Origin of the sequence: Limimaricola pyoseonensis (genome assembly GCF_900102015.1) — a bacterium.
In the GTDB taxonomy this organism is placed as follows: Bacteria; Pseudomonadota; Alphaproteobacteria; order Rhodobacterales; family Rhodobacteraceae; genus Limimaricola; species Limimaricola pyoseonensis.
Genome location: NZ_FNAT01000002.1, coordinates 604,466 through 624,116 on the forward strand (window position 1 = coordinate 604,466; position 19,651 = coordinate 624,116).

General features: G+C 70.6%; 20 protein-coding genes. 2 read left to right on the top strand and 18 right to left on the bottom strand.

Annotated elements, in window-relative coordinates:
- Positions 1-9: 9 nt before the first annotated feature.
- From pdeM to BLT43_RS06775, 3 genes are read right to left on the bottom strand one after another with little or no spacing between them, the layout of a single operon-like run.
- Positions 10-696: a ligase-associated DNA damage response endonuclease PdeM gene (pdeM, locus tag BLT43_RS06765; RefSeq protein ID WP_090111233.1), complete on the bottom strand. Its 687-nt coding sequence runs from the start codon at positions 694-696 to the stop codon at positions 10-12.
- A gap of 49 nt (positions 697-745) precedes the next feature.
- Positions 746-3,178 carry a ligase-associated DNA damage response DEXH box helicase gene (locus BLT43_RS06770; protein WP_090111235.1) on the bottom strand — a complete coding sequence of 811 codons (2,433 nt, stop codon included), beginning with the start codon at positions 3,176-3,178 and terminating at the stop codon, positions 746-748.
- 31 nt (positions 3,179-3,209) lie between these two features.
- A complete protein-coding gene (locus BLT43_RS06775) occupies positions 3,210-3,815 on the bottom strand; it encodes a MarR family winged helix-turn-helix transcriptional regulator (protein WP_090111237.1) in 606 nt (201 codons plus the stop codon).
- Positions 3,816-3,954: 139 nt separating this feature from the next.
- On the opposite strand from BLT43_RS06775, the gene BLT43_RS06780 reads away from it, so the two are divergent.
- Positions 3,955-5,457, top strand: a complete 1,503-nt coding sequence (locus BLT43_RS06780) for an MDR family MFS transporter (protein ID WP_090111239.1) — start codon at positions 3,955-3,957, stop codon at positions 5,455-5,457.
- On the opposite strand, the gene BLT43_RS06785 is transcribed toward BLT43_RS06780, so the two are convergent.
- From BLT43_RS06785 to BLT43_RS06840, 12 genes are all read right to left on the bottom strand, one after another.
- On the bottom strand, positions 5,454-6,770 hold the full coding sequence (locus tag BLT43_RS06785) for a P-loop NTPase family protein (protein WP_090111240.1): 1,317 nt from the start codon (positions 6,768-6,770) through the stop codon (positions 5,454-5,456). The two genes, BLT43_RS06780 and BLT43_RS06785, sit on opposite strands and share 4 nt — an antisense overlap.
- Positions 6,771-6,849: 79 nt before the next feature.
- Positions 6,850-7,614, bottom strand: coding sequence for a tetratricopeptide repeat protein (locus tag BLT43_RS06790; RefSeq protein WP_423222120.1), 765 nt, complete (start codon positions 7,612-7,614; stop codon positions 6,850-6,852).
- A 122-nt stretch (positions 7,615-7,736) separates the two neighbouring features.
- Positions 7,737-8,297 (bottom strand): tetratricopeptide repeat protein, encoded by a 561-nt coding sequence (locus BLT43_RS06795; RefSeq protein WP_090111244.1) that lies wholly within the window; start codon positions 8,295-8,297, stop codon positions 7,737-7,739.
- A gap of 4 nt (positions 8,298-8,301) precedes the next feature.
- Positions 8,302-9,282 (bottom strand): type II secretion system F family protein, encoded by a 981-nt coding sequence (locus tag BLT43_RS06800; RefSeq protein ID WP_090111246.1) that lies wholly within the window; start codon positions 9,280-9,282, stop codon positions 8,302-8,304.
- 4 nt (positions 9,283-9,286) lie between these two features.
- Positions 9,287-10,255, bottom strand: coding sequence for a type II secretion system F family protein (locus BLT43_RS06805; protein ID WP_090111248.1), 969 nt, complete (start codon positions 10,253-10,255; stop codon positions 9,287-9,289).
- A 4-nt stretch (positions 10,256-10,259) separates the two neighbouring features.
- Positions 10,260-11,699: a TadA family conjugal transfer-associated ATPase gene (locus BLT43_RS06810; RefSeq protein ID WP_090111250.1), complete on the bottom strand. Its 1,440-nt coding sequence runs from the start codon at positions 11,697-11,699 to the stop codon at positions 10,260-10,262.
- Positions 11,700-11,715: 16 nt separating this feature from the next.
- Entirely contained in the window at positions 11,716-12,963 is a 1,248-nt protein-coding gene (locus BLT43_RS06815; RefSeq protein ID WP_090111252.1) for a CpaE/TadZ family protein, read from the bottom strand.
- 198 nt (positions 12,964-13,161) lie between these two features.
- Entirely contained in the window at positions 13,162-13,851 is a 690-nt protein-coding gene (locus BLT43_RS06820) for an OmpA family protein (RefSeq protein ID WP_090111255.1), read from the bottom strand.
- Positions 13,852-13,862: 11 nt separating this feature from the next.
- Positions 13,863-15,284, bottom strand: coding sequence for a type II and III secretion system protein family protein (locus BLT43_RS06825; RefSeq protein WP_090111542.1), 1,422 nt, complete (start codon positions 15,282-15,284; stop codon positions 13,863-13,865).
- Between the two features lie 143 nt (positions 15,285-15,427).
- Positions 15,428-16,297 carry a Flp pilus assembly protein CpaB gene (gene cpaB / locus BLT43_RS06830; RefSeq protein WP_090111257.1) on the bottom strand — a complete coding sequence of 290 codons (870 nt, stop codon included), beginning with the start codon at positions 16,295-16,297 and terminating at the stop codon, positions 15,428-15,430.
- 24 nt (positions 16,298-16,321) lie between these two features.
- On the bottom strand, positions 16,322-16,510 hold the full coding sequence (locus BLT43_RS06835; protein ID WP_090111260.1) for a Flp family type IVb pilin: 189 nt from the start codon (positions 16,508-16,510) through the stop codon (positions 16,322-16,324).
- 190 nt (positions 16,511-16,700) lie between these two features.
- The gene (locus BLT43_RS06840; protein WP_090111262.1) at positions 16,701-16,880 is read right to left on the bottom strand and encodes a Flp family type IVb pilin; all 180 of its coding nucleotides are present in this window, start codon (positions 16,878-16,880) and stop codon (positions 16,701-16,703) included.
- Between the two features lie 263 nt (positions 16,881-17,143).
- Here BLT43_RS06840 and BLT43_RS06845 point away from each other — a divergent pair, with 263 nt between their 5' ends.
- The gene (locus tag BLT43_RS06845) at positions 17,144-18,004 is read left to right on the top strand and encodes a lytic transglycosylase domain-containing protein (protein WP_090111263.1); all 861 of its coding nucleotides are present in this window, start codon (positions 17,144-17,146) and stop codon (positions 18,002-18,004) included.
- Between the two features lies 1 nt (position 18,005).
- Here BLT43_RS06845 and BLT43_RS06850 read toward each other — a convergent pair whose 3' ends face one another.
- Genes BLT43_RS06850 through BLT43_RS06860 form a run of 3 tightly spaced genes read right to left on the bottom strand, consistent with a single transcriptional unit; the run spans position 18,006 to position 19,634 of the window.
- Complete coding sequence (locus tag BLT43_RS06850; protein WP_090111265.1) at positions 18,006-18,293, bottom strand: GNAT family N-acetyltransferase; 288 nt, start codon at positions 18,291-18,293, stop codon at positions 18,006-18,008.
- On the bottom strand, positions 18,286-18,912 hold the full coding sequence (locus BLT43_RS06855) for a 3-oxoacid CoA-transferase subunit B (RefSeq protein ID WP_090111267.1): 627 nt from the start codon (positions 18,910-18,912) through the stop codon (positions 18,286-18,288). The genes BLT43_RS06850 and BLT43_RS06855 overlap by 8 nt, the downstream gene beginning before the upstream one ends.
- 2 nt (positions 18,913-18,914) lie before the next feature.
- Positions 18,915-19,634 (bottom strand): CoA transferase subunit A, encoded by a 720-nt coding sequence (locus BLT43_RS06860; RefSeq protein WP_090111269.1) that lies wholly within the window; start codon positions 19,632-19,634, stop codon positions 18,915-18,917.
- Positions 19,635-19,651: the final 17 nt, after the last annotated feature.

Genomic DNA, 19,651 nt, shown 5'->3' on the forward strand with positions numbered 1-19,651 from the left:
GGTGGCGGTCTAGAACCGCCGCCGCCCCCGGCCCGCCGCGCGGGCCGGGTAGGGGACCAGCAGCGGCTTGGTTCCGGTCAGCACCGCGAAGGCGGGCTGGCCGATCAGCGCGCGCAGTTCGGGCGCGGTGGCGGGCATGCCGCCGGTATATGCGCCGTAGGCGGGCAGGATCATCCGATCGGTGTCGAACAGCAGGCAGGGCCTGGTGCCGCCGCAGCCCGGCAGGCCGAGCTTGGGGTGGTAATGCCCCGACAGCTCGCCCACGGCACCCTGTTCTGCGATGTGGCGGAAGGTGAGGGGGCCGAGCGTCAGCTCGGCATGGTGCTCGCCTGGCAGATCGGCCGGGCCGGGGTCGTGGTTGCCCTCGACCCAGTGCCAGCCGCGGCCTTCGATCAGCGACAGGAGGTGGTCGCGGTCCTGCCCGTCGAGGCCCCGCGCCGCATCCAGATCGTCGAAGCTGTCGCCGAGGCAGAGCACCGCGCCCGCGCCGCTGGCGTCGAGATCGGCGGCGAGGCGCTCCAGCGTGGCGCGGGTCTCGTAGGGCGGCAGCATGGTGCCGCGCCGTCGCGCGGTGCGCTCGGACTTGCCGAGGTGCAGGTCCGAGACGATCAGCAGGTCGCGCGCCGCCCAATGCAGCGCGCCCGAGCCGAGCGCGCGCAGGGTTTCGCCGCGAAATGGGATCTCGAGTCCGGTCATGGTCCGGTCCCATGCCCGCGCGCGCCGCCGCGCGCAAGCCGGGCCCGCCTCACACCCCCGCGACGGTGGGCGCGCCGAACTGGGCAAGGCCGGATTCCTTCAGGAGCCGCGCCGCCTCCTCCTCGGCCAGCCGCTCGCGGCCCGCGCCCGCCACCGGCACCCGGTCGCGTTCGAGCAGCATCGCGGCGGCGAGCGGGGTGGGGCGGTCGGCGCGCACGAGGTCGACCCGGCCGCGCGTGCGCTCCAGCATCTCCTCGACCCGGGCGAAATCCACGAGCCCGCGCATTGCCTGCTCGCGCGTCACGCGCAGGATCAGGTGCTCGGGGTCGTACTTGGTCAGCGTGTCGTAAAGGATGTCCGAGCTGAAGGTCGCCTGCCGCCCGGTCTTGCGGATCTGCGGCAGGTTCTTCTCGATCAGCCCGGCGATGGTGGCGACGCCCCGGAAGGTGCGCTTCATCACCGCGTTGCCGGTGAGCCATGTCTCCAGACCCTCGCGCAGCTCGCGCGCCGCGAAGAGTGGCTCGGGGTCGGTCAGCTCGTCCAGCCCCCAGACCAGCGTCGCGTAGTCGGTGGCGACGAAGCCCAGCGGGTGCAGGCCCAGCGTCTCCATCCGCCGGGTGAGCAGCAGGCCCAGGGTCTGCTGCGCGTTGCGCCCCGCGAAGGTGTGGAAGCAGGCATGGTGCCGCCCCTCATGCGGAAAGGTCTCGACGAGGATGCGGCCGCGCTCGGGCATCTTCGACACGCGGCGCTGCAGATGCAGCCAGTCGCGGGTGTGGCGCGGCAGCTCGGGCCAGTCGTCGCGCTGCAGATCGTCGAGGATGCGGTGCGCGAGCTGCGCCGAGGTCGGCATCTTGGCGCCGGCATAGGTGGCGATGCGTGGCTCGCGGTCGGCACGGCGGCTGACCTCGACGGTCATCTCGCGCAGGGATTCGTAGCGCACCACCTGCCCGCCGATGAGGAACGTGTCGCCCTTGGTCAGCGTCGCGGCGAAGCCTTCCTCGACCTCGCCCAAGGGGCGCCCGCCGGCGCCGCGCATCCGCACCTTCAGCAGGTCGGCGTCTTGGATGGTGCCGATGTTCATGCGGATGCGCAGGGCGGCGCGCGGGTCGCGCAGCTGCCACAGCCCGTCGGGGCGGCGGAGCAGCCGCTTCCACTTGTCGTAGGCGCGCAGCGCGTAGCCGCCGGTGGCCACGAAATCGAGGCAGTCGTCGAACTGCGCGCGGCTGAGCCCCGCATAGGCGCCGACGCCCTTCACCTCCGCGAACAGCACGTCCTCGTCGAACGGCCCGGCGCAGGCGGTGATCATGATGTGCTGGCACAGCACGTCGAGCGGGCCGGGGCCCTTCGGCGCGCCGTCGAGTTCGTGCGCCTTCACCGCCTCGAGCGCGGCCATGCATTCGACCACCTCGAAGCGGTTGGCCGGCACGAGGATCGCCTTTGAGGGCGCGTTGTAGCGGTGGTTGGCCCGCCCGATGCGCTGGACCAGGCGCTTGACGTTCTTGGGCGCGCCGATCTGGATCACGAGGTCGACGTCGCCCCAGTCGATGCCGAGATCGAGGCTGCCGGTGCAGACGATGGCGCGCAGCTCGCCCGCCACCATTGCCGCCTCGACGTTCTCGCGCACCTGCCGGCTGAGGCTGCCGTGGTGGATGCCGATCGGCAGGTCGTCCTCGTTGGCGAGCCAGAGCTTGTGAAAGAAGATCTCGGCCTGCGCGCGGGTGTTGTGGAAGATGAGTGTCGTCTTGTGCTTCCGGACCTGCTCCAGCACCTCGCGCACCGCGTAGCCGCCGCCCGCGCCGGCCCAGGGCGGCGGGGCCTCGGTGTGCAGCATCGAGATGTCGGGGTCGGGGCCGGGATCGGCCTCGATGATCTCGCAAGGCTTGGGGGCCCGCGCGAGCTGCGCGGCCAGTGCCTCGGGGTCGTCCACCGTGGCCGAGAGACCGACCCGGCGCAGCCCGGGCGCCAGCGTCTCCAGCCGGCCCAGCGTCAGCATCAGCTGGTCGCCGCGCTTGCCCTCGGCCAGAGCGTGAATCTCGTCGACGACCACCCGCTTCAGCCCGGCGAAGATGCGCGGCGCGTCTTCGTATGAGACCATCAGCGCGAGGCTCTCGGGCGTGGTCAGCAGGATGTGCGGCGGGTCGGCGCGCTGGCGCTTCTTGGCGGTCTGCTTGGTATCGCCGGTGCGGTCCTCGATCCGGACCGGCAGCCCCATCTCCTCGACCGGGATCGTCAGGTTGCGCCGGATGTCGGTGGCGAGCGCCTTCAAGGGCGAGACGTAGAGCGTATGCAGCCCCTTGTGCGCCCCGTCCGCGAGCTCCGCCAGCGTCGGCAGGAAGCCCGCGAGGGTCTTGCCGCCGCCGGTGGGGGCGATGAGCATCAGCGACGGCGCGTCGGCGCGGGCCAGCATCTCGCGCTGGTGCGGGTGGATGCTCCAGCCGCGGCGGGCGAACCAGTCTTCGAATTGGGGGGGCAGCGCGGTCATCCGCAGCATCTAGGGCGCGGAGCGGCGGCTTTCAAAGCTCGGACAGCCGCCGCGCCAGATCGTCGCGCAAGCTGCCGATGCGGGCGCGCATCCCGGCTTCGGTCTCGTCGGCGCCGGTCTCGGCCCAGTGCGAGAAACGGTCGAGCAGCGGCAGCAGCGTGTCGATCTCCTCGGCCGACCAGTCCGACAGGAACCCGCCCAGAAGCAGGAACTTGTAGCGCCGCACCGCCTCGACGATGGCGAGGCCGCGCGGGGTCAGCGCGACCACGGTGCGCCGCGCGTCGGTCTGGCTGGCGGCACGGGCCGCGAAGCCGCGGGTGATCAGGTCGGAGACGATCCGGCTGGCGCGCGAGGGGTCGATGTTGAGCCGCGCCGCGACGGTCGAGACCATGGTCTCGTCCTCGGGCTCGTCGCCGAACTCGTTCGACGGCGCCCAGATCGCGATCATCACGTCGAGCTGCGCGAGGTCGAGCGGCAGGCCCAGTTCCGACAGCGCCCGGTGGCCCAGCTCGCGCTTGCGCACCCGTCGCCGCCAGCGCTGCAGCACCGCGTCGAAGGCCAGCGCGGCGCGCGTGGTCTCGGCGGGGATGCCCGCCGTCTCCATGTCCTCGATCAGTCGGTCGTCGCGTTCGGCCATTCCCCGCCTTTCCGGATTGCGTGCCGTTGACATGCATATGCCATCGGCACATATCCATCCCTATTCCCTGTGTCGCACAAGCCCCCGCCCCATGCCAGCGGGCCGAGCCCGCCTGCGCGCCCGAAACCCGGAGAGACGCATGACCGCCACGCCCGACGCCAGCGATGCCCTGGATGACCGGTCCTTCGGGGCGCGGCGGCGGCTGGCGGTCTGGGCGGTCTGCGTGACGCTGTTCGTGGCCTCGACCGGGCAGACCATCGTCTCGACCGCGCTGCCGGTGATCACCGCCGATCTCGGCGGGCTGAACCGGATCAGCTGGGTGGTGACGGCCTATCTCCTGGCCTCGACCGTCGGCGCGCCGGTCTTCGGCAAGCTGGGCGATCTCTTCGGCCGCAAGGCGGTGCTGCAATCGGGGCTGGGCGTGTTCACGCTGGGCGCGCTGATCTGCGGCGCGGCGCCCTCGATGGAGGTGCTGATCGCCGGCCGCGCGGTGCAGGGCCTGGGCGGCGGCGGGCTGATCGTGGTGTCGATGGCGGTGGTGGCCGATCTCTATCCGGCGCGCGAGCGCAGCCGCGTGCAGGGCGCGCTGGGCGGGGTGTTCGGCCTGTCCACGGTGGTCGGCCCGCTGGTCGGCGGGCTGATCGTCGATGCCGCGAGCTGGCACTGGGTGTTCTTCGCCAACCTGCCCGTCGTGGCGCTCTCCTTCGCGGTGCTGCAGGTCGCGCTCGACGCGCAGGGCCCGCGCGACCGGCCGCGGATCGACGTCGCGGGCGCGGCGCTTCTGGCGGCCGCGCTGTCGGGGCTGGTGCTGATCGCGAGTCTCGGCGGCATCGAGCTGGGCTGGGACGACCCGGCGCTCTGGAGCCTGATCGCTGCGACGCTGGCCGCGACGGCGGGCTTCGTCGCGGTCGAGCGCCGTGCCGCGGAGCCGATCCTGCCGCTGTCGCTGTTCCGGCTGAACGCGGTGGCGGTGGTGAACGGGGCGGGGCTGCTGGTCGGCATGGCGATGTTCGGCACGCTGACCTTCCTGCCGCTTTATCTTCAGGTGGTGCGGGGCGTCTCGCCGATGGGCTCGGGGCTCTACCTGCTGCCGATGATGGCGGGGCTGATCGGGGCCTCGATGCTGGCCGGGCGGGTGATGGCGCGCACCGGGCGCTACAAGGCGCTGCCGGTGGCCTCGACGGCGCTCTTGGCGGTGGCGATGCTCGGCCTGTCGCGGATCGGGCCCGAGATGCCGCTGTGGCAGGTGGTGGCGCTGATGGTGGCGACCGGGCTCGGCATCGGCCCGATGATGAGCGTCGGCGTCGCGGCGATCCAGAACGCGGTGCCGCAGCGCTTTCTCGGGGTCGGCACGGCCAGCGCCAACATGTTCCGGCTGATCGGCGGCTCGGTCGGCACCTCGGTCTTCGGCGCGCTCTTCGCCGCCGGTCTCGCGCGCAACCTCGCCGGGCTGGTCGAGGGGGCGGGGCTCGGCACGATCGGGCGCTCGGCGGTGATGGCGCTGCCCGAGGCGCAGCGCGCGCCGGTGCTGGCGGGGTTTTCCGAGGCGCTCGGCCCGGTCTTCTTGACCGCCGCCGCGATCGCGGCGCTGGCCTGCGCGGTGACGCTGCGGCTGCGCGAGGTGCCGCTGGCCGAGGGCTAGTGCGCGACCCGCTCGCCCATGTCGACAAACATGTTGGCCCAGGCCCGGTCGATCAGCTCGGGCGTCATCTGGTAGGGGATGCCCTCGAACTGGCAGATCGAGATGATCTGGTCGATCAGGAAGACCGGCTGGTAGTTGGCGAAGACGTTGCCGATCGAGGGGTACTTGACCTTCAGCAGGTGGATCAGCGCCTGCTGGTTCAGCGGCATCTTCTTCTTGCGCGCTATCAGGGCGAAGATCTTCAGGAAATCCTCCTGGCTCGGTCCGTCGATGCGGATCTTGTAGAAGATCCGCCTCAGCGCCGCCTTGTCGAAGATCTCGTTGGGGTGGAAGTTGGTCGAGAAGATCACCAGCGTGTCGAAGGGCACCTCGAACTTCTCGCCCGACTGCAGCGCGAGGATGTCGCGGCTTTCCTCGAGCGGTACGATCCAGCGGTTGACCAGCTTCTGCGGCGGCTCGGCCTGCCGGCCGAGATCGTCGACGATGAAGATGCCGCCCGTGGCCTTGAGCTGCAGCGGCGCCTGGTAGGTGCGCGCGACCGGGTTGTAGACGAGATCGAGCATGTCGAGAGACAGCTCGCCCCCGGTGACGACGGTGGGCCGTTCGCAGCGCACGTAGCGCATGTCGTGGCGGGTGGCGCTCCGGCGCAGGGCGTTGGGGTCCTCGACCTCGGTTTCGGCGGCGGCATGGATGATCGGGTCGTAGACGGTGATGACCTGCCCGCCATACTCGATCGCGCGGGGCACGTAGACCCGGTCGCCCAGCGCGTCGCGGATGCCGTTCGAGATCGAGGATTTGCCGTTGCCCGGCGGGCCGTACATCAGGATCGAGCGGCCGGCGCCCACCGCCGGGCCGAGCTGGTCGATCAGCGCCGGCGGCAGCACGAGATGGCCCATCGCCGCGGTGAGCCGGTCGCGGGTCATCGCGGCATTGCGGATCGACTGCCGCGCCACCTGTTCGCGGTAGACCTCGAGCGGCACCGGCATGGCGCCGAAATATTCGGACTGCGCGAGGCCGTCGAGCGCGCGGGCCTTGCCCGCGTCGGTGAGCTGGTAGGGCATCTCGTTGCCGGCCGAGTTGGCGTGCAGCGTGCCCATCGCCTCGATCAGCTTCTGGCCGCGGGCGAGGTCGATCAGCTCCTGCGTGACGTTCACCGGCAGGCAGATCAGCGCCGCGATGTCGCTGGCCAGCGTCGTGTTGGTGCGGAACATCGTCTTGAGAAGGATGTCGCGCATCATCACCGGCGGCAGGCGCACCGCGTCGAGCGTCTTCGGGCTGGGCGGTGCCAAGACGTTGCCGGCCTGCATGTTCATCTGCGCACCCTTTGCTCGATCGCTTCGACGCGGTCAGGTTGCGCGGCCATTGCGGCGAAAGGATGAAGCGGGGCCGGCCCTAGTTGGTCACGTTGCCCTCGAGCGCGGCCAGCGCCCGCGCGGCGGCGTCGAAATACTGCGGATGGGTGTCGACCGCCTCGCGCAGGAGGCCGCGGCCGATGGTGACGTCGTTCTGCTTGATCGCGGCCAGCGCGAGGGTGTGCAGCAGCTGCGCCCGCTCGGTCTGGGTCATCGGCATCACCGGCAGCCGGTAGTTGCGCTGGGCGCCGCGCGCGAGCACGAGGTTGTTCTTGGCGGTGAACAGCCCCGGCTCCTGTCGCAGCGCATCCGTGAACAGCCGCTCGGCGCCGGGGTAGTCGCCCCGCGTCAGCTTGGAATAGCCCCAGTTGTTGAGCACGCCCGCCGGCGTGGTGGTGAGCCCGGCGGCGGTCTCGTAGAAGCTGTCGGCGCGGCTCCACTCCTCGTTGCTGTCGGCGACCATCGCCTCGAGCCGGTAGCGCTGGAAGGTCTCGAAGGTCGGCGGGATGGCGTCGAGCACGGCCTCGGCCGCGTCCCAGTCATTGACCCGGATCAGCGCGTCGGCCAGCTCGACCCGGTCGGCGTCGCGCGCCTGCGGGTGGGCCGCGACCTTCTTCCATGCGGTGACCGCCTCGTTGCCGCGCTTGGCCCGGACCAGTGAGGTGGCGAGCCCGCGCATCGGCGCGATCGCGTCGGGCGAGGCGGTGGAGAGCCGCTGGAAATAGGCGACGCTCTCGGCCGGGTCGGCCACGGTGAGCATGATCTGGTCGAGATCGGCGTCGCCCGACAGCCCGGCCTCCTCCATCGCGGCGGCGACCTCGCGGTCGGGACCCGCGCCGCAGGCGGCGAGCAGCATGAGCGACAGCAGGGCGAGGCGGGCGTGGCCGGAATGGCGCATCAAGGGCGGCGTCCTTCTGCTCGTGATCCTCAGAGCGCGGACAGGATCCGGTACTCGCTCGACCCCCGCCGCACCAACAGGAACTCTTCGGTCCCCTCGGGCGCATCATAGGCGGCGGCATCGCGCTTGGCGAGGGCCCGCCGCAGGTTGTCGGCGATCCGCTCGTCGCCGCCATCGACCAGCGCGAAGGCGCGGCGGAAGGATTCGGCCGCCTCGCCGGTGCGGCCGGTCTCCATCAGCACGACGCCGAGATTGTTCCAGGCCGGGGCGAAGCCTGCATCCTCGGCCACGGCGCGGCGCAGCAGCGTCTCGGCCTGGCCCAGCCGCCCGAGCCTGAGGTTGGCCGAACCCATGGCCGACAGCGTGTCGACGTTCAGGCCGCGCTCGACCGCGGCGCGACTGTAGGCCCTGAGCGCCAGCTCGAACTCGCCGGCCGCCATCAGCCGGTGGCCGACGATCAGCCCGTCGACATCGGCGCGCTCGCGGCTCGGGCCGGGGGCGTAGACGCCGCCGGCCGAGCCGCCGAGGCCGTTCAGGCCGGAGCAGGCGGCGAGGCCGAGCAGCAGGAGCAGGGCGAGGGCGGCTTTCATGGCGTCACTTGGTCAGGGTGCCGATGTTCACCGCGATATCATGGATCGAGGGGCCGATCAGGATCAGCAGCAGCGGCGGCACGGTGAGCAGCATCGTCGCGAGCGTGAGCTTGGTGGGCAGGGTGTTGGCCTTCTCCTCGGCCCGGAGCACCCGCTTGTCGCGCATCTCGGCCGAGAAGACCCGCAGCGCCTCGGCGATTGAGGTGCCGAATTGCTGGCTCTGCACCAGCACGGTGACGAAGCTGTTGATGTCGGTCACGCCGCAGCGCTCGGCCATGTCGCGCAGCACCTGGCTCTTGTCCTTGCCGGCCTTCATCTCGTAGGCGACCTGCTGGAACTCGAAGGCGAGGTCGGGAAAGCCGGCGCGCAGCTCCTGGCTGACCCGGATGATCGCCTGGTCGATCGACTGGCCGGCCTCGACGCAGACCAGCATCATGTCGAGGCTGTCGGGAAAGCCGTGGGTGATCGCCTCCTGGCGGGCGGCGCGGCGGCGCGTCACCCAGTATTTGGGCAGCATGTAGCCGATCGCGCCGGGCAGGATCGTCGACATGATCATGTCCTGCGTCGTGGCGTCGGCCGCGTCGGGGCGGCTGAGCGCGTAGACCAGCCCCAGCCCCAGCGCGCCGAGGCCCAGCGCGAACTGGGCGAAGTGGTAGATGCGGACCGCGTTCTTCTGGATGTAGCCGGCCTGCATCAGCCGCAGCCGCACCGCCGAGAACTCCTCGGCGTCCTGCGGCTCGAGGAAGGTGGCGAAGCGCTGCAGCGCGTCCTTGCCGTTGCCGCTGCGCAGCTTGTCGGCGCGGGCCGGCTCGGCCGAGCGGTTCTCGGCCTTCAGCCGGTCGAGCGGGTCGTTCTTCTTGCGCAGCAGCGCCGGCAGCGTGATCAGGATCAGCGCCACGCCCAGCAGCCCGACCGCGAGCAGCGGCCCGAACGGGCCGAAGCGCTCGATCAGCATGGCCTGGAGTTGTGCGACTTGGACCGGCATCGGTTCAGACCTTGATGTTGACCAGGGCGCGCATGACGATGACGTTGAGCGTCAGCAGCGCGCCCACCGCGAAGCAGGCGGGGATGAAGATCGCGGTTTCCTTGACGCCGTCATAGTAGTTCGGCTCGATCACGTTGATCCCGACCAGCGCCGCCAGCGGAAAGCCCGACAGGAACATGCCGGACCACTTGGCCTCGGCGGTGATCGCCTTGACGCGGCGGAACAGCTTGAAGCGGGCGCGGATCACCTTACCGAGACCGGCCAGGATCTCGGCGAGGTTGCCGCCCGACTGGCTCTGGATCGCCACGGCGACGGCGAGGAAGCGCAGGTCCTGCATGTCGCAGCGCTCGGCCAGCCCCTTGAGGCATTCGCTCATCTCGCGGCCATAGGCGGCCTCGTCCGAGATCACGCCCATCTCGGTGCCGAGCGGGTCGGGCACCTCGCGCGCCACGATCGCCACGGCGGAGGCGAAGGGATGGCCGACGCGCAGGCTGCGTACCATCAGCTCGACCGCGTCGGGCAGCTGCTCCTCGATCAGCGCCATGCGCGTCTTGGCCTTGTTCGAGACCCAGAGATAGACCCCGCCCACGCCCATCAGCGCGGCGACGCCGATCCGGATCGGCAGCCCGGCATCGGTGCCGGCCGACAGGCCTGCGAAGGCCAGCCCCGCCAGGCCGGCCATCAGCATCGTCAGCTGCATCGGCGTGAAGGCGATGTTGGCCTTCTGCGCCTGCACCGCGAGCAGCGAGTAGAGCGGCACGCGGCGCGACTTCACGTGCTGCGACATTTCCTTGCGGAGCTGTTCGAGCACCTCCTCGCGCTTGCCGCCCTTCTCGAGCAGGGTGAGCCGGCGGTTGACCCGGCGGTTGAGGCTGATCGAGCGGCCGAAGGCCAGCAGGTAGAGCCCCTCGACCACGGCCAGAACGGACAGGAAGACCAGCCCGTAGATGATCGGTTCCATGCCGATGCTCATGGCCTCACTCCGCCGCCATCGGTTCGAAGATCTGCGCCGGCAGGTCGTAGCCCCACAGGCGGAAGCGTTCCGAGAAGTGGCTGCGCACGCCGGTCGCGGTGTAGTGGCCGATGATCCGGTTGTCGGGGGTGAGCCCGACCCGCTGGAAGCGGAACACCTCCTGCATTGAGATCACCTCGCCCTCCATGCCGGTGATCTCGGTGATCGAGGTCATGCGCCGCGTGCCGTCCTGCAGGCGGCTGGCCTGCACCACGAGATGCACGGCGCTGGCGATCTGGCTGCGCAGCGCCTTGATAGGCATCTCGATCCCGGCCATCGCCACCATGTTCTCGAGCCGCGAGACGGCGTCGCGGGCGGAGTTGGCGTGGATCGTGGTCATCGAGCCGTCATGGCCGGTGTTCATGGCCTGCAGCATGTCGATCACCTCCTCGCCGCGGGTCTCGCCGACGATGATGCGGTCGGGCCGCATCCGAAGCGCGTTGCGCAGGCAGTCGCGCTGGGTGACGGCGCCGCGGCCCTCGACATTGGCGGGGCGGCTTTCCATGCGGCCGACATGGGTCTGCTGCAGCTGCAGCTCGGCGGTGTCTTCGATGGTCAGGATGCGCTCGCTGTCGCCGATGAAACTCGACAGCGCGTTGAGCGTGGTGGTCTTGCCCGAGCCGGTGCCGCCCGAAACGATGACGTTCAGCCGGGTGGCGACGGCGGCCTCGAGATAGGCGGCCATCTCCTCGGTGAAGGCGCCGAAGCGCACGAGGTCGTCGATGCCGAGCTTGTCCTTCTTGAACTTGCGGATCGAGACCAGCGAGCCGTCCACCGCGATCGGGCCGATCATCGCGTTGAAGCGCGAGCCGTCGGCGAGGCGGGCGTCGACATAGGGGTTCGATTCGTCGACCCGGCGGCCCACCGCCGAGACGATCTTGTCGATGATCCGCAGCAGGTGGCGCTCGTCCTTGAAGGTGATGTCGGTCAGCTCGAGCCGGCCGTTGCGCTCCACGAAGATCTGCTGCGGGCCGTTGACGAGGATGTCGTTGACCGTGTCGTCCTTGAGCAGCGTCTCGAGCGGGCCGAGGCCGGTCACCTCGAAGTAGAGATCCTGGTTGAGGGTCTGGCGCTCATCGCGGTTCAGCACCACGCCCATCTCCTCCAGCGACTCGCTGGCGATGGCGTTGATCTCGTTGCGCAGGTCCTGCTCGCTGGCCTTGTCGAGCGCGGCAAGGTTGAGATTGTCGAGCAGCGCCTTGTGCAGCTCGAGCTTGATCTCCGAGAGCCGCTCCTTGCGGCGGCGTTCCTTGTCGGCCGGGGCGGCCTCCGCGGCGCGGCGCGGCGTGGCCGCGGGCGTGGTGCGCGCAGGCTCCGCCTTGGCCGGGGCGGGGGCTGGGCCGGCCGTCCGGGCGGGCGTGCGCCCGGCGCTGGCGGCATCGGTCTTCTTGAACTTGGAGAACATGGCGGAGACTCCGGGCTCAGCGCGACGCGGCGGCGTCGGCCCTGTTGACCTTGTGCATCTGGCGCGCGAGCTTGGCGATCTCGCGGCGCAGCGCGTTCTTCGGGGCGCCCTCGGACAGGGCGGTGCCCTGGTCGGCGCATTGGGTCACGGGCTTGCCGCCATCGGGCAGCATGATCTCGATCGAGATGCCGAGCGAATCCGCCAGCCGCCGGGCCCGGCTCTTGCCCGACAGGTCGGCAAAGCCCGGCGCGCGGTTCAGTACGAAGCGCAGCTTGTCGAAGGGCAGATCCTCGCCCTGCAGCGCCCGCTTCATCCGCATCGTGTTCTGGGCCGAGCGCATGTCGAGCTCGAGCGTCGCGAAATACAGGTGCGCGGCGTTCAGCACCGTCTCGGACCATTCGACCAGGCTCGGCGGCATGTCGATCACCACGTAGTCGAACTCGGCGCGCGCCATCGCGATCAGCCGCTCGACATCGGCCGGCCCGATCAGGTCGAGCGGCACCAGCTCTGAGGGCGAGGTCAGCACGCTGAGCCGGTCCTGGTAGGTCAGCATCGCCTGCAGGAAGCTTTCGTTGTCGGCGCTGGCGGTGTCGCTGAGGATCTCGAGCACCGCCTCGCGGCGCGGCAGGTCGAGCGCGGTGGCGACGGCGCCGAACTGCAGGTCGAGATCGATCAGGCAGACCCGCGGCGGGTTCTTCTTGTCGGCCTGCGCCAGCTCGCTGGCGAGGTTGACGGCGAGCGTCGTCGCGCCGCTGCCGCCGGACATGCCCTGCACCGGGATCACCACGCCGTCGCGATCACCGCCCTGGCTCGGGGTGGGGGAGGTCTCGGGCTGCGGCGGCAGCACCGGCTCGGCGCCGCTGCGCAGCCGCTCGATGGCGCGGGCCAGCTCGCCCTCGGGCAGCGGGTAGGGCACGAACTCGTCGCCGCCCTCGCGCAGCAGCTGGTGCAGCGCGGTCGGGCTCACCTCGTCGGCGATCAGGATGACCTTGATCGCCCGGGTCTTGGCGGCCGCGATCACGTCGGCGATCAGCGGCAGCGCCGCCTCGTCCTCCTTGGTCAGGGCGATCGCGATGAACTGCAGCTCCTCGGCCTCGGCCTGGCCGAGGAAGGCCAGCGCGTCCTCGAAGCCCAGATCGCCCCAGGTCTCGCCCAGCGCCGCTTCCATGTCCTCGATCAGGAGATCGAACTGCTGCACGTCGCGGCTGACCGTGCAGGCGACGATCGGCTGCGGGTCGGGTTGCAGTTGGGCGGTGCTGCTCATGGGCGTCACATCCTTGTCCGGCGATCCCCCGCGGCGTGCCGCCCCCCCTGTGTGAGACAGGGATATGAAGGGGTCGTTTCTTGATCAGGTTGTCGCCGGCAATGATGGCTGCAATGGGGCTGAAAATCTGAAATTGTTGGAACCGCTGCAACGATTGGGGCCGGGATTTGGCTTTGTTGCCACGTGCCGGCCCACCACTTATTGCGGGGTTGCGCCGCCCTCGCCGCCGCCGTTCCCGTTGCCGGTCGCACCCGTGCTTTCGGAGCCGACCTCGCTCGGCGGCACCGCGCTGGCGACGTAGTCGCGGAAGATGACCGCGGCGTATTTGCCGTTCAGCACGCTGGGGTGGTTCGCCACGAAACCCGAGACCTCGGTCACGGTGCGGCGGTTGGCGCGGGCGCGGCCCTCGGTGACGATCAGCGGCTGCGTCTCGCCGAAGGAGGCCACGGCCTCGAGCCGAGAGCGTTCGATCCCCTGCGCGATCAGGTAGGCCACCGCCGCCTGCGCGCGGCGCAGGCCGAGCGCCTTGTTGTAGGCTGCGCTGCCGACGAGGTCGGTGTGGCCGTAGACCCGGAAGCGGACCTCGGGGAACTGACGGATCCAGTGCGCCTGCGCGCGCAGCGTCGCCTGCGCCTCGGGGCCGAGCGCGGCCGAATCGAAGGCGAAGTTGATCACCGTGTCGACCTCGGCCTCGAAGCGGCGGGCGAGGTCGAGCCGCAGCGCGCCGGCCTGACCGGTCTGGACGGCGGTGTTGCGGGCTGTGGCGGCCCCGAAGCCGGAGGCGCCGAAGCCGGCCTCCTGGTCGAAGGCGGGCGGCGCCGTGCAGGCGCCCAGCGCGAGCGAGAAGAGCAGGGCGGTGGCGCAGACGGCGGGGCGGGCAAGGGGCATGGCGTGTCCTCTCAGTCCAGCACGTAGCCGTAGGAGCCGCCGAAGTCCTGGCGCGCGACCTCGCCCGCGCCGCCGGTCTGCGGCGCGCGGTCGGCCGAGACCCGGCCGAACAGGAACAGCTCGCGCTCAGTCGGCAGCCGCACCCGGTCGGTCGGCAGGGCCAGCACCTCGCCGCGCGTCGGCGTGACGAGGTGCGGCGTGATGATGATCACCAGCTCGGTCTGCATGCGTTCGTATTCGGCGCTGCGGAACAGCGCGCCGAGCACCGGGATGTCGCCCAGCCACGGCACCTGGCCGTTCAGGTCGCGGAAATCGTCCGACAGGAGCCCGGCGATGGCGAAGCTCTCGCCGTCGCGCATCTCGACCGTGGTCGAGGTCTCGCGCCGGCGGAAGGCGTCGACGGTGAAGCCGTTGGCGGTGAAGCCGTTGGCGGAATCGAGCGAGCTGACCGCCGCCTTCAGTTCGAGGTTGATGAGATCGCCCTCGACCACCCTCGGCACGAAGTCGAGCTCGACGCCGAAGGGCTTGAACTCGACCGTGATGGCGCCGCCTTCCTGGCTCACCGGGACCGGGTATTCGCCGCCGGCGAGGAAGCTCGCCTCCTGGCCCGACAGGGCGGTGAGGTTGGGCTCGGCCAGCGTGCGCACGACGCCGCGGCTTTCCAGCGCCTCGAGCAGCAGCCCGACCTCGACGCCGCCGGCGTTGAAGCCGAACAGCGTGGCGGCGTTGGCGGAGGTGGCGGAGGGCAGCGAGCCGGTCAGGGCGCTGCCGAGGCCGCCGGCGTTGCTGAGCCGGTTGGTGCCGACCGACAGGCCCAGATCGTCGCCCAGCACGGTGCCGCGGGCGCCGAGCGAGGCCGAGAGCGACTTGCTGACCGAGCGCTGCATCTCGGCGAAGCGCACCTTCAGCATCACCTGCTGCGTGCCGCCCACGGACATCAGGTTCGAGACCCGCTCGGGCGCGTAGCGCTGCGCCAGTTCCAGCGCGCGGTCGAGCTTGGAGATCGAGCTGACGGTGCCCGACAGCACGATGCCGTCATTGGCGGTGCGCACCTCGATCGGCTCGCCGGGCAGGATCTGGCCCAGCCGTTCCTTGAACTCGGCGATGTCGGGGGTGACGTGCACCTCGACATTGGTGATCAGCCGGCCATTGGTGCCCAGCACGGTCAGCGTGGTCCGGCCCGGCGCCTTGCCCAGCACGTAGATCGAGCGGTCGGTGAGCGATGAGATGTCGGCGATGCCGGGATTGGCGATCGACAGCTCGGCGAAGGGCACGTCGCTTTCGACCACCACGGCGCGGTTCATCGGCACCTGCAGCGCCGAGGAGGGCGAGCCGCCGGTGACGCGCAGCGCCTCGGCCTGCGCCGCGGGCGCGGCCGCGAGGGCCAGGGCGAGGCCGGTCAGGCCGGCCTTGATGCTGCGTCGGATGCTCATGTTGCCCGCCTTCGTCATTCGAATCCCGGGTGCGGCGCTGCGCCCCATGGTTGCGGCGAGCCTGCCCCATGTCGTGGTCGGCGCGCAACGCACCGGCGGCGCACGGGCCGCCGGTGGGGCCGGCGCGCAACAGCGCGCGCGGCTCAGTTGGTGCAGGGAATCGGGATCTCGACCACCTCGGCGCCGCGGCGGGTGCGGATCGTGCAGACCTGCGGCTCGGGGGCGGGGGCGGGCGCCACCTCGGCCACCTTCTCCTCCTCGACGATGCCGAGCAGACTGCGCTGGTCGACCTCGACCGCACCTGCGACGCTCTGGTCGCCCATGCCCACCAGCGACAGCGCCAGCGTGCCGGTCGACTGCGCCTGCGCGAGGTTGGCGACCTGCTGGGGGCTGGCCTGCACGGTCACGGTCCGCGCCACCATCGCCTCGGCGCGGCTCTGGTCCGAGGTCTGGTCGACGCCGACCAGCTCGAGGCCGGTCTCGATCAGTTTGGTGACCTCCTGGCCGGTCTCGGGGCCGACGTTCAGGGAGCCGGTCCAGTAGACGTCGACCCGGTCGCCGGGGCGCAGGAAGCCCGACACGCCGCTGGCGGCGGTCACGCTGATCGCGAAGGCGCGCATGCCCTGGTCGAGCCGGGTGCTGATGCCGGCATTGCCGCCGGGCGCGGTGATCTTGGCCAGAAGCACCGGCTCGTTCGCCTCCATCGGGCGCAGCACGAGGCGGGCGCCCTTGCGGTCGGCGGGAAACAGCTCCTCAAGGCTGCTGACCGTGCCCTCGGGCAGGTGCTTCTCGACGTAGCGGATCGGCGCGACGTCCTCGGGCGTCAGCTCCTCGCCATAGGAGAGCGCGCGGCTCACCGCCAGGACCTCGACGGTCGGGACCTGCTGCTTGGCGACGGCGCGCTCGCGCGCCAGCGCGGCCTGCTGCTGCTCGAAATGGCCCTGCACCATGTAGACGGCGAAGCCGGCGAGGCCGAGGCCGATCAGGAAGACGAAGGCGAACACTGCGCGCATGGAAGGATCCTCTTTCTTGTTCTTCTACTGAGGGGTCTGGTCGGCGTATTGCTCGAGCTTCTGCGCGATCTGCCCGTTGGCGCGCAGCGTGCTCTGGCTGACGGCGATGCCGATGGCGAGCGAGACGGCGACGATGCCGGCGGCCAGGACGACCCAGTCGACCGAGACGGCCCCGTCCTCGCAGTTCTTCAGCCTAGCGAAATGGCACTTCATCATCCCTCCTGCCACCGACGGCCCCCGCCCCGGAGGCCACCTTGATCGGCGATTGTGGTGAGGTTGTGATCGCGGCGGGGCCACTCCGAGAACCCGCCCGAACACCGAAAGGGCCGCGCGAGCGGCCCTTTCCGTGTCGTGGAACGGCCGCAGCGGCGCGGCCGGTTCACGATGGTCTGCTGTCGCGGCTTCAGAGGCCGGCAGCGGTGTCCAGGTCGGCCGAGATCGTTGCGGCGACCGAGTCGACCTTGGTGTCGAGCGTGGTCATCACGGCGATGCCGATGCCGACGATGGCGGCGGTCAGGACGACCCAGTCAACGGTCACGGCGCCGGATTCGTCATTATGGAACTTCTTGATGAAGTTGATCATTTCATGTCCCTCCTGGGGGGTTGTTGCTGTCATTCCCCCAGCGGATCGACGATGCGCGTTCCCCGCTGGTGGTTACATATAGCCGGCGGATTGGGGCGGGATTTGGACGCCATTGGTGCGATTTTTCACCCTTTGTCCGGCGCCGGTCGCAACTTTGCGTGGCCCAGCCGCCCCACCCGGGCGGCGTCTCGTGCCGGCCGGATCGTCAGGCCGGCCCGGTTTTGCGAAAGTCCCGGCGACTCGGTTGCGATGAGGGAGTGGACATGCGCGCGGCGCTGACAGGCGGTCCCCCGGGCAGGCTGTTCAACCTGGCGCTCGGCCTCGCGCTGACGCTCGGCATCCTCGCGGCGGCGCCCGGCCGGGCCGAAACCGGCCAGGGGGCGGATTTCACCTTCAGGCGAATCGCGGTGCCCGAACCCGGCGCGGGCCGCCGGATCACCGTGCAGATCGACCCCACGGTCGCGCCGGTCCGCGCCGCGCCGGTGCCCGAGGCGCAGGACCCCGCGGCGCCGGCCGGCGCCGACCGGGCCGCGGGGTCCGACTGGTTCTGGGCGGCGGTCTCGCCGCGCCTCGCCGATGCCGGCCCCGGCCGGCTCGAGCCGGCGATGCTGGCGCTGGGCCTGGCGCCGGCGGGCCGGGCCGTCGCGGCGCCGCGGGTGCAGCACCTGCAGGACATCGCGCGCAGCTACGGCACCGAGATCATGCGCGCCACCATCGGCACCCGCGTCTCGCCCGCGCTGGCGCTGGCCGTCATTTCGGTCGAGAGCGCGGGCCGGGTCGATGCGCAGAGCGGGGCCGGCGCGCAGGGGCTGATGCAGTTGATGCCGGCCACCGCGGCGCGGTTCGGCGTCGCCGACTGGCGGGTCTCGGCCGAGAACATCCGCGGCGGCGTCGCCTATCTCGACTGGCTGCTCGGCCATTTCGGCGGCGACCCGATCCTGGCGCTGGCGGGCTACAACGCGGGCGAGGGGGCGGTGCGCGACAATGGCGGCGTGCCGCCCTATGCCGAGACGCGGGGCTACGTGCCCAAGGTGCTCACCGCCTGGGGCGTGGCGCGCGGGCTTTGCGTGACGCCGCCGGTGCTGATCGGCGACGGCTGCGTGTTCTCGGTCAACAGCCTCTAGGTCAGGCGAAGAGCGCGGCCTTCTCCGGATGCCGCCGCGCCCAGAGCGCGACGTAGGAGCAGGCCGGCACGATGCGGAAGCCCTGCGCCTCGGCATCCTCGACCATCGCGCACACGAGGGCCGCGGCATGGCCGCGCCCCTCGTGTGCGCGCGGCACGCCGGTATGGGTGGCGACGCGCGCGTCGCCGCGCGCCACCCATGTCAGCTCGGCCTCGGCGCCACCGCCGAGATCGAGCGCGTAGCGGCCCCTTTCGGGGCCGCCCTCGCGACGGATCTCGCGATCAGACAATGGTCGCCTCGGTGGCTTCGCGGATCTCGGCTTCGGTCACGCCCGGCGCCGTCTCCACGATCTTCAGGCCGCCCTCGACCACGTCGAGCACGCCGAGGCCGGTGATGATCCGGTCGACCACGCCGGTGCCGGTGAGCGGCAGCGTGCATTCCTTCAGCAGCTTCGATTCGCCGGCCTTGTTGGTGTGGTCCATCACCACCACCACGCGGCCGACGCCGGCGACGAGGTCCATCGCGCCGCCCATGCCCTTCACGAGCTTGCCCGGGATCATCCAGTTCGCGAGATCGCCGTTCTCGGCCACCTCCATCGCGCCGAGGATCGCCATGGCGATCTTGCCGCCGCGGATCATGCCGAAGGAGGTCGCGCTGTCGAAATAGGCGGTGTGCGGCAGCTCGGTGATGGTCTGCTTGCCGGCGTTGATGAGATCGGGGTCGATCTCCTCCTCGGTCGGGAAGGGGCCCATGCCGAGCATGCCGTTCTCGGACTGGAGCGTCACGTGCACGCCCTCGGGGATGTAGTTCGGCACCAGCGTCGGAATGCCGATGCCGAGGTTCACGTAGGTGCCGTCCTCGAGCTCCTGCGCGGCGCGTGCCGCCATCTGCTTGCGGTCCCAGGCCATGCTTACGCCTCCCTCGTCCCGCCGGAGGCGGGCTCTCTCAACGTGCGCTGTTCGATGCGCTTCTCGTGCTCGCCTTGGATCAGCCGGTGCACGTAGATCCCCGGCAGGTGGATGTGGTCGGGGTCGAGCGAGCCGGCCGGCACGATCTCCTCGACCTCGGCGACGCAGACGCGGCCGCACATCGCGGCGGGCGGGTTGAAGTTGCGGGCGGTCTTGCGGAAGACGAGGTTGCCGGTCTCGTCGGCCTTCCACGCCTTGACGATCGACAGGTCGGCGACGATGCCGCGCTCGAGGATGTAGGTCTCGCCGTCGAAGACCTTCTCCTCCTTGCCCTCGGCCACCTTCGTGCCGACGCCGGTCTTGGTGTAGAAGCCCGGAATGCCCGAGCCGCCGGCGCGCATCCGTTCGGCCAGGGTGCCCTGCGGGGTGAATTCCAGCTCCAGCTCGCCCGAGAGGTACTGGCGCATGAACTCGGCGTTCTCGCCCACATAGGACGAGATCATCTTGCGGATCTGCCGGGTCTGCAGCAGCAGCCCGAGACCGAAATCATCGACGCCCGCGTTGTTCGAGGCGAAGGTCAGATCCTTCACGCCCGCCTCGCGGATCGCGTTGATCAGAAGCTCGGGGATGCCGCACAGGCCGAAGCCGCCCGCCGCGATCAGCATCCCGTCCTTCAGCAGCCCGTCGAGCGCCGACGCGGCGTCCGGATAGGTCTTTTGCATCTGTCTCCCCCTGTTGC